Annotated in this window: 10 protein-coding genes; 4 read left to right on the forward strand and 6 right to left on the reverse strand. The window is 67.2% G+C overall.

Features of this window, described 5'->3' with window-relative positions; all coding sequences use genetic code 11:
- The first annotated feature begins 102 nt into the window (after window positions 1–102).
- The 3 genes from EWU68_RS10305 (at window position 103) to hrpB (ending at window position 5229) form a co-directional block, all read left to right on the forward strand.
- A complete protein-coding gene (locus EWU68_RS10305; RefSeq protein ID WP_129316043.1) occupies window positions 103–1542 on the forward strand; it encodes a choice-of-anchor M domain-containing protein in 1440 nt (479 codons plus the stop codon).
- A 93-nt stretch (window positions 1543–1635) separates the two neighbouring features.
- Complete coding sequence (locus tag EWU68_RS10310; protein ID WP_129316044.1) at window positions 1636–2574, forward strand: ornithine cyclodeaminase family protein; 939 nt, start codon at window positions 1636–1638, stop codon at window positions 2572–2574.
- A gap of 45 nt (window positions 2575–2619) precedes the next feature.
- Window positions 2620–5229 carry an ATP-dependent helicase HrpB gene (gene hrpB / locus EWU68_RS10315; protein WP_129316045.1) on the forward strand — a complete coding sequence of 870 codons (2610 nt, stop codon included), beginning with the start codon at window positions 2620–2622 and terminating at the stop codon, window positions 5227–5229.
- Here the strand turns inward: hrpB and EWU68_RS10320 are convergent.
- Entirely contained in the window at window positions 5220–7391 is a 2172-nt protein-coding gene (locus EWU68_RS10320; protein WP_129316046.1) for a RecQ family ATP-dependent DNA helicase, read from the reverse strand. The two genes, hrpB and EWU68_RS10320, sit on opposite strands and share 10 nt — an antisense overlap.
- Before the next feature lie 153 nt (window positions 7392–7544).
- On the opposite strand from EWU68_RS10320, the gene EWU68_RS10325 reads away from it, so the two are divergent.
- Window positions 7545–8273 carry a VTT domain-containing protein gene (locus EWU68_RS10325; RefSeq protein WP_238692426.1) on the forward strand — a complete coding sequence of 243 codons (729 nt, stop codon included), beginning with the start codon at window positions 7545–7547 and terminating at the stop codon, window positions 8271–8273.
- On the opposite strand, the gene EWU68_RS10330 is transcribed toward EWU68_RS10325, so the two are convergent.
- The 5 genes from EWU68_RS10330 to EWU68_RS10350 form a co-directional block, all read right to left on the reverse strand.
- On the reverse strand, window positions 8270–9544 hold the full coding sequence (locus EWU68_RS10330; protein WP_129316047.1) for a cytochrome P450: 1275 nt from the start codon (window positions 9542–9544) through the stop codon (window positions 8270–8272). The two genes, EWU68_RS10325 and EWU68_RS10330, sit on opposite strands and share 4 nt — an antisense overlap.
- The gene (locus tag EWU68_RS10335; RefSeq protein WP_162421446.1) at window positions 9541–10644 is read right to left on the reverse strand and encodes a polyprenyl synthetase family protein; all 1104 of its coding nucleotides are present in this window, start codon (window positions 10642–10644) and stop codon (window positions 9541–9543) included. Before EWU68_RS10335 ends, EWU68_RS10330 begins: the two co-directional genes overlap by 4 nt.
- Window positions 10645–10735: 91 nt before the next feature.
- Window positions 10736–12304, reverse strand: a complete 1569-nt coding sequence (locus EWU68_RS10340) for an FAD-dependent oxidoreductase (RefSeq protein WP_129316049.1) — start codon at window positions 12302–12304, stop codon at window positions 10736–10738.
- A complete protein-coding gene (locus EWU68_RS10345) occupies window positions 12285–12647 on the reverse strand; it encodes a lycopene cyclase domain-containing protein (RefSeq protein ID WP_129316050.1) in 363 nt (120 codons plus the stop codon). Before EWU68_RS10345 ends, EWU68_RS10340 begins: the two co-directional genes overlap by 20 nt.
- Complete coding sequence (locus tag EWU68_RS10350) at window positions 12640–12996, reverse strand: lycopene cyclase domain-containing protein (protein ID WP_129316051.1); 357 nt, start codon at window positions 12994–12996, stop codon at window positions 12640–12642. The genes EWU68_RS10345 and EWU68_RS10350 overlap by 8 nt, the downstream gene beginning before the upstream one ends.
- Window positions 12997–13315 lie beyond the last annotated feature (319 nt).

Consider the following 13315-nt stretch of genomic DNA (forward strand, 5'->3'; position numbering starts at 1 on the left):
CTACTCAGCAGTAAATCTTAACTGACTATCATTCTCAAATGTAGCTGTGCTCGGATGTGCATCCCATCAAGCCGAGCACTCGGAACCACCGGAAAGGACCCCATGACGCCGATCTCCCACCCGGTCCACCGACCCGGACAGCGACGTCGTGCCTCAGGAAAGCGCACCGGAGTGTGTACGGCGGCACTGAGCCTGGTGCTGGCCCTGGGGCTCGTTCTCGGACCGGGCACGCTTCCGTCTTCGGCCCAAGTCAGGACGGAGACCGGTCAGGACAAAGCCGTACGGGATGGGACAGCACCCACCAGACAGCAGATACTTCGCGGCTCCGTCGACGTGCGCGCGAGTCTTCGCAATGACGCGGCCGAGCTCTCCCTGCGACACAGCGATTCGCCCCACGACGCCGCATTGGACCGGGAGGTCTTCCGGCCCGAGGACGTGTGTCTCGGAGTCCCTGACCGCGCACGCCGCGAGCGCACCGGCCCGCTCATGTCCTCGGAGACCGAGTTCCTGGGAACGGAGGGCGAGAAATTCTACGAACTGCCGCAGGAACCCGACCAGGACCTGGTCAGTCTCACCCTCGACACGTCCGATGTGGACTATTCCGAGCTCTCCCAAGAGGGAGGCCACTTCTCATTGGTCCCGGTATCGATGCCGCAAGGCTCGAGGTTCGGCGTCCATACCCAACAGGTGAACAATCCTCCGAACGTGCTCGTGGACTCGACCCGTGGGAAATGGTCGATCGCTTCCACGGGGCCGTCACGAACCCCGGTCCGCTGGGCATTCACCGAGCCCGGAACCTATGCTTTCGACCTCCAGTTCACCGCGGAAACGCCACGTGGCGGGAAGCTGACATCCGGCAAGCACCGTCTGACGTTCGCCGTCGGAGACCAAGCCATCAACGCCTGCGCGACCAGCCACGCGGAGAAGCAGTCCCCCGCGCCCAGCGGCCACGGCGCGACGCCCCCATCACGACCCAGGGCTCACCCCTCGGCGACCGCGCCGCGCGCAGAGACCCCGACCGCGGCCGCCGATTCCGTCCGCAGCTCACCAGCTTCCGACTCGCCGTCATCCGGTTCCCAGTCTTCCAGCTCCTCGGCACCCAGCTCCTCGACCCCATCCTCAGCCCCCAGTTCGCCAGCTCCCGGCGGCCCGGCCCCTGTCGCAACGCCCGCCACGACGCCGTCGAAGGTCTCACCGTCGCCCTCGGCGCCACCCCCTGCCTCGGGCACGGGTCATGGTGGTGCTCCCGGGGACGGATCGAACCACAATCACGAAATCGTCGGTCCGCAACCCGCTGCGATGACCGAACCGACGCCGTTGCCGACCGGCATTTCACCCGTCGCCCAGGGCCCGGTTCGGGGCTCCGACGGGTCGTCCCGCGCGGAACCGTCCCCGCGAGCCGCCCCGCACCCCCAGACCGCCGCGAACAAGGCCGTCGTGCCCCGAGCGGCGGCCGTGTGCGCGGCCATGCTCGGGCTGACTCTTGCCGGCTGCGCCCTCTATCGGCGTCGTCTGTCGGCGACCGGCGCGAGCGAGGAATGAGTGACGAGCAGGACATCTCGAAGGCCGGTAGACTCGCGTGTGCAGTCAGACGCGCTAATGGGCCCGCGCACCAGCGTGAGCCGTGGAGGATCAATGTCCGAGTTGGCATCGCCCGAAGTCAGAAACATCAATGCAGAGCAGGTCCTGGCCCACCTGCCGATGAGAGCCGCAGTGGATGCTCTGAAACAGGCGTTGCTCCAAGGCTACGACCCCGCCCTCGCCCACCCCCGGGCCTCGGCCGCGGTCGAGCACGGCGAATTCCTCATGATGCCGAGCGAGTTCGGTGACTACGCGGGCATCAAGATTTTGACCTTGGGACCGGACAACCCTCGCAAAGGCGCACCCCTGATCCAGGGCAGCTACTTCCTCTTCGACGCGGACACCCTCAGCCCTCTGGCCGTGATCGACGGACCGGCCCTGACGGCCATCCGCACCCCGGCCGTCTCCGCCTTGGGCATCGAGATGCTCGCTGCGCCCGACGCGAGCCGCCTCGTGGTCTTCGGGACCGGCCCGCAGGCCGAGTACCACGTCAGGGCGGCCGCTGCGGTCCGCGAGATCTCGAGCGTGCGGATCGTCGGCCGGAGTTCCAACAAGACCGCACGGTTGGTGGAAACGCTGATCTCGGAAGGCTTCAATGCAAAAGCGGGCGAGGCCGACGACGTCGAGAACGCAGACATCATTGCCTGTTGCACCAGCTCCCAGGAACCGCTCTTCGACGGCGACAAGGTGCAGAACGGTGCCGTCGTCGTCGCCATGGGTTCGCACTCACCGGACGCCCGGGAAACCGACGACGCCCTGGCCCGTCGCGCAGCCTTCTACGTGGAGGACGTGGATACGGCCCTGCGGGAAGCCGGCGACGCCGTGATCGCCGTCCAACGACACCTGCTCCGCCGCGAGGACCTCGTCGGTCTCTCATCCCTCGTCCTCGACGGCAAGCGCGATCCGTCCCGCCCGGCCCTCTTCAAAACCGTGGGGATGGGCTGGCAGGATCTCGTGACCGCGAAGGCCCTGTTCGAGAATCTCCCCGGCTGAGCCTCCTGCACGAACCGCGGTGTGCACAGCTGACAGGCTGAAACGATGACTGTTTTCGACGTCGACTCCATGGGCCGTTCCCTGCCCGCTGCGGAACTCCTTCCTCGCCTGGCGGCGGCGGGCGACGACGCCGCAGCCCTTCGCGCTGTCGTCGAGGCCCCACCCGGCACGGGCAAGACGACGCTCGTCCCTCCCTTCCTCGCGAACTGGATCTCACAGCACGCCGCCCGCCGCCCCAACGAGAGCACCAATGAGCCGCACCTCGGGGGCACCGTCGAGCGGCCGCGCCGCATCGTGGTGACCCAGCCGCGACGCATTGCCGCACGCTCGGCGGCCCATCGCCTGTCGGCGCTCTCGGGAGAGCGAGTCGGAGGTCTCGTCGGATTCACGGTCAGGGGAGAACACAAGGTATCCGCCGAGACGCTCATCGAGTTCGTGACCACGGGGGTCCTCCTTCAGCGCCTGATCCGTGACCCCGAGCTCGCCGATACCGCGGGCGTCATTCTCGACGAGGTCCACGAACGGCACCTCGACTCCGATCTGGCTTTCGGGATGCTCCGGCAACTCGCGGAGTTGCGCGATGACCTGTCCTTGGTCGTCATGTCCGCGACCCTGGACGCGCACAGGTGGGCGGAACTGTTGGGCGACGACGCCCGACCGGCCGCGGTGGCCAGCGCTTCCAGCGCCTCGTTCGACTTGTCCGAGACGTGGGCCGCGCCGCAGGCCGCTGCTCTGGATGCGCGTGGGGTCACCCCTGCTTTCCTGCACCACGTGGCGACAACGATCACCGAGCACCGGGCCACGACCGACGGTGACGTCCTCGTATTCCTCCCCGGCGCCCGGGAGATCGAACGCGTCGCCGGAGAGACGAGACGCTTGATCCGTGACGAAGCGGAGGTCTTGACCCTGATGGGGCGGACTCCCCCGCGCGAACAGGATCGGGTCCTGCGAGGTTCCACGACCGGCCGGCAGCGCATCATCCTCGCGACCAACGTCGCGGAGTCCGCGCTCACCGTCCCGGGGGTTCGCCTGGTCGTCGACGCCGGTCTGGACCGACAGCAGCGGGTGGATGCCATGCGTGGAATGAGCGGCCTCGTGACCGTGGGTGCGTCCAAGGCGGCCATGGTCCAGCGGGCCGGGCGCGCGGCCCGAGAGGCCCCGGGCGAGGTCGTTCGGTGCATGTCGCCGTCGGACTACGCCGCCCGGCCCGCCGTCACACCGCCAGAAATCGAGACCAGCGACCTGACGAGCGCGGTTCTCGACCTCGCCTGTTGGGGTGCACCGGGCGGGGAAGGGCTCCGGCTCCCCACCCGGTTGCCGGAACGCGCTCACGCCAGCGCCCGGAAGACCTTGACGGCTCTCGGAGCGATCGACGACGGGGAACGGGCCACTCCGCTGGGACAACGCCTTGCAACGGTGCCCGCCGATCCCAGGCTGGCCCGGGCCCTGTTCGATGGTGCCGATCTGGTCGGCACGCGCGCGGCCGCGGAGACGGTCGCGGCGCTGGAATCCGACCAGCGCGCCCCGGGGGCAGACGTCTGGGCACTGATCCGCCAGTTGCGACGTTCGGGCGACGACCGGTGGAAGCACGAGGTCCGGCGCCTGGAACATGAGGTGGGCACGCCCTCGACGTCGCCGCCTGCCACGGAGCAGGACGCCGCCCTCGTCACCGCACTCGCTTTCCCCGACGGAATCGCCCGGGTCAGAGGCTCGGGGAGCTCCGACTACCTGATGGCCTCCGGCACGGGTGCGTCGTTGCCCAGGGACTCGGGCTTGTCAGGCCAACCATGGCTTGCCGTGGCCGAGGCCGGTTTGGTTCAGGGGACACCGCTGATCCGGACCGCCGCGGTTCTGGACGCCGACACCGCCCAGCTTGCGGGCGCCGAAATGCTGCGTGAGGAAGAGGTCGCGACCTTCGACCCGTTCCACGGCGACGGCAAGGTCAGTGCACGCCGGGTACGGAGCCTCGGCGCGATCGAGCTCAGTGCTGCCCCCTGCCGTCCGTCGGCCGAGGCAGGTCGCCGCGCCGTGGCCAGCGCTCTGGCCGACGTCGGTCTCCGTGACGTCCTTCGACCCGCCGAGTCCTTCGAGGTTCTCCGCGCCCGCCTGGGTCTGGTGCGGGCCGTCTTCGGAGATCCCTGGCCGGATGTCCGATGGGGCGAGCTCACTCGCACGGCGGAGACATGGTTGGGGCCCGAGCTGGAAGCCATCGCCCAGGGGGCATCGCCGCGACGCGTGGATACGACCTCGGCGCTGAGAAGGCTCCTGCCCTGGCCCGAGGCCTCCCGTTTCGACGAGATCGCACCCGAACGCATCCGGGTGCCCAGCGGCTCGGCCGTCCGCCTGGAGTGGCCCGCCGCCGAAGACCACGAGAACCAGGTGACTCCACCCGTGCTCGCCGTGAAATTACAAGAATGCTTCGGCTGGTCGACCGGACCGACCGTGTGCGACGGCCGAGTGCCCGTGACCCTGCACCTGCTGTCGCCGGCGCGCCGGCCGCTCGCGGTCACGCAGGATCTCGCGAACTTCTGGGAGAACGTGTATCCGCAAGTGCGCGCCGAAAACCGGGGCCGCTACGTCAAGCATCCGTGGCCCGAGGACCCGTGGAACGCCACGGCCACGGCCAGGACCAAGAGCAGGACTTCTCACCCCTGAAGGGCCAACGCGAAGGGAAGCACGCCGCCTGCCCCGGCCAGACGCAGCTCCCTGGCGGCGAGCGTCATGGTCCACCGGGAATCGACGAGATCGTCGACCAGCAGGACCGGCCCCTTGGCGTGACCGATTCGTTCGGCCAGCTCATCCCCCACCCGAAATCTTCCCCAGACGCCAGCGACGGCGAACGCACTGTTTCCCCCACGCTGGCCGACGCCGGCCGGAGCGTCCGGTGAGACCTCGAGTTCGCCCCAATACGGCAGTTTGCCGGCCGAGGCCAGCCCTTGCGCCAGAGATCGTGTCAGCAGAGGGCGGCCGGCTGACGGTATGGACACCACTCCGACGGGCCGTTCCGACCAGTCCCATTCGGCCAGAACCGCGATGCACGCTTTGCCGAGATCCGAGGGAACCTCGCGATCGATCGGCGCGCCGGCGTCGTCGTTCACGAAGACCTCCCGGAGCCTGTTGCCCCACCCGAGGTCGGTGAGCCGGGCCAGGACCCTTCCTCGCTCGAAGCGTTCCTCTGCGGGGATCTTGCCCTTCATCTCGATACCGAGTTTGGGCAACCCGCTCGGCCACTGGGCCCTGGGCTCGATCGGGACTCCCACACGGACCAGTCCGTGTTTGGCCCTGCGCGAGGCCTCGTCGTCGACGTCCTGCGGGTACCAGGGCCCCGCACACACGTCGCAGCGACCACACGGGCGAGCCGTTCGGTCATCGAGCTGATCCGCCAGGAACTGCATGCGGCACATCTGTCCTGCTTCGTAGTCCAGCATCGCCGTTTGTTCCCGTCGTCTGGCCTCTGCGATGCGCTCGTACCGTTCGGCGTCGTAGGTCCACGGATTGCCCGTGGCCGCCCAGCCGCCCTGAGTGCGTTCCACGGCGTCCTCGACCGCCAGGACCTTGAGGAGAAGCTCCAAGGACGTGCGCTTGATATTGACCGCGGATTCGAGCGCCGCAACCGACATTGCGGTCGACGACCGAGCGAGCGTGTCGAGCACGGCCTCGGCGTTCTCACGGGTAGGCATGGAGGCGGTCGCAAAGTACTTCCAGATCTCGGCGTCCTCCCGACCGGGCAGGAGCAGGACGTCGGCGCTGTCGGTGGCGCGTCCGGCACGGCCGACCTGCTGGTAGTACGCCACGGGTGACGACGGCGCCCCCAAGTGGACCACGAACCTCAAATCCGGTTTGTCGAAGCCCATCCCCAGCGCACTGGTGGCGATCAACGCCTTGACGCGGTTGTTCTTGAGATCGTCCTCGGCCGACTCACGGTCGGCGGGGTCGGTCCGCCCCGTGTAGGGCCGGACGCTGTACCCGGACTCGGTCAGGATCCGTGCGGTGTCCTCGGCCGCAGAAACCGTCAGGGCATAGACGATCCCGCTGCCCGGAAGGTCCTTCAGATGTTCGATCAGCCAAGCGATCCGGGATGCATTGTCGCGCAATTCCAGGACCCCCAAGCGGAGGCTGTCCCTCGCGAGCGGCCCCCGGAGGGTGAACACGTCTCCCGCACCCTCGACGTCCGACGCCGGCTCGCTACGGACCCCCAGTTGTTCCTGGACGTCTGTGACCACCCGTTCGTTGGCTGTGGCCGTAGTCGCGAGAACAGGCACCCCGCCCGGCAACCGCCCGATGATGTCCTTGATGCGCCGGTAGTCCGGACGGAAGTCATGGCCCCAGTCGGAGATGCAGTGGGCCTCGTCGATGACCACGAGCGAACAGGTGCTCATGAGCGTGGGCATCCATTCGTCACGGAATCGCGGGTTGTTCAGCCGTTCGGGACTGATCAGAAGAACGTCGAGCTCACCGGCGCGGATGCTCTCGCGGATCTCGTTCCACTCGGTCGCGTTGGCCGAATTCACGGCGGCGGCCCGGACCCCGGCACGCTCGGCGGCGGCAACCTGGTCCCGCATCAGGGCCAGCAACGGCGAGATAATCAGGGCCGGCCCGCCCCCGAGCTCCCGCATGAGCAACGAAGAGATGAAGTAGACGGCGGATTTGCCCCACCCCGTCCTCTGGACGACCAGCGCTCGGGCCCTGTCCTCGACGAGGGCTCGGATCGATTCGAACTGCCCGGCGTGGAAATCGGCGTCCGGGTTGCCCGTCAGGGCGCGCAGGTGGTGGAGGGCACGGTCTCGGAAGTCTGAGGCAGGATCGGCAACGGTCATGAGTCCAGTCTGGCAGGTCGGGTGGCTCCGCACCTGGGGCCTGTGGACAACCCGGGATCACCGGCTTTTCGGTCCTCGCCCACAGCCGGCACCCAGGTTCTCTGCAGTAGAATATTCAGGGCGTTCCCCTTCCCATCGATACAAGGTAGCTTCATGTCAGCCATTGCGGACCTCGGCCTCCAGATGCCCCAGCACCTCACGACGCTGAGTGCGCTGCCGACCCCGAGCCTCGGGCTCCTGGGATTCGACCTGGAGGAGGTTCTGGCACACGCGGGCCCCTGGGTTCTGGGGCTCGTATCGTTGATCGTTTTCATCGAGTCGGGGGTCCTCTTCCCTTTCCTGCCGGGGGACTCCCTGCTCTTCACCACCGGCCTTCTCCACCATCAGCTCGGGCTGAACCTCTGGGTTCTGCTGATCTGCGTGAGCGTCGCGGCCGTGCTGGGTGACCAAGTCGGGTACATGCTCGGCCACTATTTCGGTCGCAAACTGTTTTCTGAGCACGGGCGCGTGCTCAACTACGCGAATCTCGATCGCGCCCACACCTTCTTCAACAAGTACGGCGGCAAAGCACTGGTTCTCGCCCGCTTTGTGCCGATCGTGCGCACCTACGTCCCCCTGACGGCCGGCATCGCCAAGTACCGGTATGCCGACTTCGCGAAGTGGAATATTTTCGGGGCGCTGCTGTGGTGCATCCTCCTGACCTTTGCCGGGGTCTGGCTGGGCAACGTGACCTGGATCCGCGAGAACGTGGATCTGATCGTCGTCGTCCTGGTCCTGGTCTCGGTGATACCGATTGGGCTCGAGGTCATGAGGGAACGCAAGAAGGCACAGAAGCGCGAGGCGGCCGCCAAGGACGATTCCGCGGGCGGACCTGCGGCCTAGCTGCTCTTCGGCGGAGGACCCGTCCCGTCGACGTCGAGCACGAATCCCCGGAGCCGATACCCGGCGATGACCGAGTCCCACTCGATCTCGGGCTCGCTCACGATTCGCGGGTTCAAGGCCAGAAGCCGCGTCAGCAGGGCATCGGTTTCCCGGATCGCGAGGTTCTCCCCGGGGCACTTGTGCGGGCCGGCACCGAAGCTCAGTCCCGCAGCCCGGGCGCGACCAGCTTTTCTGTCCGGGTCCAGCCGCATCGGGCATGTACCGGTGAGCTCAGGGTCCGTATTGACCGCTCGGACGTCGACGTCGATCAGGTCCCCAGGCTCAAATTCCGAGGAGTTCGCCTCCGCGTCCCCCACGCGTCGGTACACATGACCGACCACCGGTTCCAGGCGGATGATCTCGCGAAGGATGCCCTCACGGTCCGGTCGTTCCGCGGCGCGGTACCGGCTGCACAGCTCAGGGTCCCGCATCAGACGCCAACATGCCATGCCCATGAATTCGCGCGTGGTGACCATGCCCGCGGTCCCGTAGGTCATGCATTCGACCAGAATGTCCACGCGGCTGGCGCCCGAGTCCATGAGGTATCCCATGACGTCGGATTCGGGGTCCCGCCGATGTTTCCGCATGGCCGGGGCAACGTCGCACACGTAGAGTGCTGCCACGGCGCGGAGCCCACGGAACGCGGCCAGGGCCCAGTCCGTCCGACTGCGACCGAGGTCGGGCCGTGAATAGTCGGCGTGTGGCTGGTCAAAGAACAATTCGAGCCGCCGAGCCAACCCCCGGGTCGAAGAAGCCGTCAGACCTACAATTCGGGCCGCGATGTCGACCGAGAACAGAAGGCTCTCCTCGTCGAGCCGGATTCGCCCGCGCTCGGACAGGCCCTTCGCGAGCTCTTCCGCCCGGGCATCGATGGTCGCCGTGTACTCCGAGTCGATGGTCGACGGTGCGAAGAACCTCGCGAGCTCTCGGCGCTGCCGGTCATGCAGTTCCCCGTCCGATATCAGCAGAGGACGACGCCGGAACAACCGGTCCGGGATCCGCTCGGCGGTGAACCCCGCCTGGGTCGACGCCCGGCCCAGCCGGAGGAACCGCCGTGCCGCCTCGTACGACCCGACGACCACGCGGTGCTTCTCCCGCCGTATCCCATGGACTGGGCACCGGGGCTCGTCCGCGGGCTGCGCCCACCGCTGGTCGGGGCCGGTCTCTTCACGGTCGGAGCCGTCGGCGCGGGCGGCGTCGGCGCGGGCGGCGTCGTCCTCCTCGCGTGTCATGAAATCCTCGATGCGCTGTATCGAATCATCCCGGTGAGGGTCTCGCGAAGACAGCCGGGCAGGCCGGAGTCGGCCAGTCGTACCTCCAGCGAGCGGCCGGAGTCCTCGATGAGTTTTTCGACGCGGTCACGCGCCCCCGAAGAGTTCAGCACCGCACGGATCCGCTCGGCGTCTTCGGGCCGCAGCCCCGGATCGCCGAAGTATTCTTCGACGTCGCTCCAGCCCGCATGGCTCCGGGCATAGGCCACGAGGAGGGTCTGCTTGCCTTCCCGCAGGTCCGAGACCACGGACTTCCCCGTCCGCGATTCGTCACCGAACACGCCGAGTAGGTCATCGCGCAACTGGTAGATCGCGCCCAGATCGCCTCCTATATGCGCGAGGGACGCGGCGAGTTCGCTCTCCGCGCCCGCCAGGACCGCGCCGATGCGAACCGGCAGCTCGAAGGAGTAGGCGGCCGTCTTGTCCTTCATCATCTCCAGGATCGTGGAGGTGGTGTTCTCCTTGGCGTCGAGGGTCAACCAGACGTCGGTGTGCTCACCCGAGGCGCTGCGCAGGATCGCTTCGTCGTAAATGTCCAGCACGGCCCGGCGCCGGTCCTCCGGAACGTCCAATCGGGCCAGGAGGCCTTGTGCTGCCGACAACAGGATGTCACCTGCAAGAATCGCCGAGGCCTTCCCCCAGGTCTCCGCCTGCTGGGGCGTGCCGCCGCGGTCCAACGCATCCGTGTGGAAGCGGCCGTAGATGTTCGGGGCGCCGCGCCGGTACAGGTCGCCGTCGATGACGTCGTCGTGCGCGAGCAGCGCGAGATGCAGCAGCTCGGAAGCGCACGCGGCCTCGACCGCCGAGGCCACGTCGACTCCGCCCAGGTCGCGGAAGGTCCTCATCAGCAACAGCGGACGCACCTTCTTGCCGTCGAGGGCCATCGCTTCCAGACCGTCGAAGAGATCGACGAGGGGCCGAGTCATGGTCGGCAAGCGGTGCGCGGTGGCCGCGAGAACTTCCTTGAGTCGCTGGTCAATGGCTTCGACGTCGCCATCGGTCACGGGTATGCCGCTTCTGTGCGCCTCGGGCGGTCCGGTGGTCGGTGATACTGCGCTCATTGGTGCTCCGTGTGGTTCGTGGTTCGTGGTTCGTGGTGGCCGGTCGGCGTCTGGATGAGACGTGGACCGTGCCGGTTCCGGTGCAAGGTCCTCAGCGATGGTGGACCCTGCCGGCCCGCGTGGGATGGCGCCATCGCTCCCCTGCCCCCAACAGGGTACGGAGGGCTCTCGGGTAGGCATGTCGGGACGTCAGCGGCGGCGTCCTGAGCTCGTGGCCGCGCACGGACCATTGGCGCAGGAGCTCGTTCGCGGCCTGCCACCCCGTGGTCGCGGCACGTTCCATCAACGCCACGGGGTATTCGCACCGGATCGTGTCGCCCGCGAGCACCAAGCCGGGATGCGGTGTGGTCACGCTCGGTCTCTCGTCCCACGGTTCCAGCCCGACGAGAGGGCAGTCCCGTTCGATCAGCAAGTGGTCTTCGAGGACTCCCGAGAGTCGGGTTTCCGGGTAGACCCTCGCGAGTTCGTCACGCAGACGACGCTGGAGCGATTCCCTGTTCACGGGCTCGTCGAGGGCATACGCGTGGAGTTCGACGACGCTGCCACCGTGCGACTCGCTCCACCGAGCGGCACCTTCCTCGAACCGCTCGAGCACACTGACGTTGTCGAGCGGGCCGAATCCCGCGGTACCGAGGAAAGCAGGGCGCGACGCGTTGACCTTTCGGTCCATCCACAGCCTCCAGACCGCGAAGGGCGGCGCCTGCCGGATCGAGGACATGCGTTCGGTCCACGGGGAATCGTCCACCCCCGTCGCCTCCGACCCCAGACGCCGGGTCTCCCCCGGTCCTGCGGCCAGCACGACGGCGTCGTACTCGTGAGCCGTACCGTCCTCCATGCGGGCCGTCGCGCCCCCGGACTTCATGGCCAACGATTCGACTCGCGTTCGCAGACGCCGCACGCCCAGCCCGGAAAGATAGTCCCCGAGGGGCTTCCACAGGGCGGTATCGAAGTCGTCGGACGCCGTGTCGAACAACAGGCCCTCGGACGATCCCAGGAAATAGGTGTGGAACATCGCGAGCATCTCGCCGGCAGAGAAGTCGGTCGGGTTCGCGAAGAAGCTGCGGGCGAAGACCTCGAGGGCCAAGTGCCTGGCCCGTTCCGGGAAGCCCAGACGGTCCAGGAATTCCTGGGCGCTCTGTCCGTCGTGGCGTCGAAAGGTGTCCGGGAAGTCGACGTCGAGCAGGGACAGGGCCGTATCGAGATCGACTCCGGGCAGGTCACGCAGGCGAAAACTCGGGCTCTGGAGCACGAACCCGATGAAGCTCCACGGCGGGGTCCGAGGGATACGGGCGAAGGAATCCGCGAGCCCGTCGGAGGACCTGAGCGGGTAGTCGGGCACGGCGCGCAGAGGTTCGGACGAAGGGATCCGGCCCAACAACGCGCGAAGGTTGTAGTACTGGCGGAAGAACGCGTGGAAGCCACGGCTCATCGTCACCGGGCCCGCCGCGCCATCGACGCGCCACGACCGGACCCGCCCGCCGAGTTGCTGTTCCGGCTCGACCACGGTGACGTCGACGCCGCGTTCCGCGAGGCCGGTCGCCGCGGACAGGCCGGCGATCCCGCCCCCGACCACCAGGACGGAGCGTGCTTCGGCGACCCTTTCAGCACCCTCGGGCGCTGGGATTCTCCGCGCCTTGTCGTCACGAATGTGTGGGCTCATGAGGACCTCCCTCGTGCTTCGACTCCTGGCCGGGTTCTCGCCGTGATCGGCGCAAGGCGGTCCACAGCATCAGAGTCAACGTCATCATCGCGAACCCGAATCCGAAGTCTTCGATCGGGATATCGAGGGGCCAGCGAATGCCGAGGAACTGGTCCGGGTTGTACCGAACGATCGGGTTCGACAAACGGGTGAGAAAACCGTCCATGGGTATCTGGAATGCAAACATCACGGCCATGGCCAGCCAGTAATTGAGCGAACGGAAGATGCCGGTTTTCAGCCAGAAGAGTTCGACGCCGATCACCGCGATCATAGTCAGGATCGTCCCGATGGTGTATTCAGGCATCCTTGTCCCCGCCCTCCGACCGCGACAGTATTCTGCGCACCAGAGCGATGACGCGCTCCACGGATTCGTAAGTCAGCACGGCGCAAATCGGGATGGCCACGAAGAAGAGGACCTCCTCGAGGGGCAGCCCACCCGGGAGCTCCACCGCAAGGGTCTGCAAGGGGTCGTAGGTCCAGTAGTCGCGCCCGACGGCGATGGTGTCCCACACGGAGAAGATCAGGACCACCGGCACCAAGACCATGAGCAATCTCAGCGGATTGCGATAAACCCGCAGGCGGAAAACGAACTCGAGTGGCAGCGTCAGGGCAAGGCAGATGCCCAGAACAATCACGTACGTCCAGGGCTGCATCACATGCACCGCGATCCGTCGGTCCGGATACTCAGCGCAGTGCTCAATGCACCGATGTCTGCGGTTGTTTTCGACCGCCGTGTGGCGTCAAACATAGCACCACGGTAGCAAAGAGCGCCTGGTCAGAATCATGTTTCGGCCTTCCTGGTTCCTTATCGGGCCTGGACGGGACGACGCCGCCGGGCGACATCCCACGCGCACAATTATATCGTGTACCACCTTTTTCGGCGCGGTGACGGGCCGACAGTTTCGGTGTTTCGTGGTCACGCTCCGGACGGACCGGCGATTCGGGGTTGGGGGGGTGGATGGGGGGCGATGA

This window comes from Rothia koreensis (genome assembly GCF_004136575.1).
Lineage (GTDB): Bacteria > Actinomycetota > Actinomycetes > Actinomycetales > Micrococcaceae > Rothia > Rothia koreensis.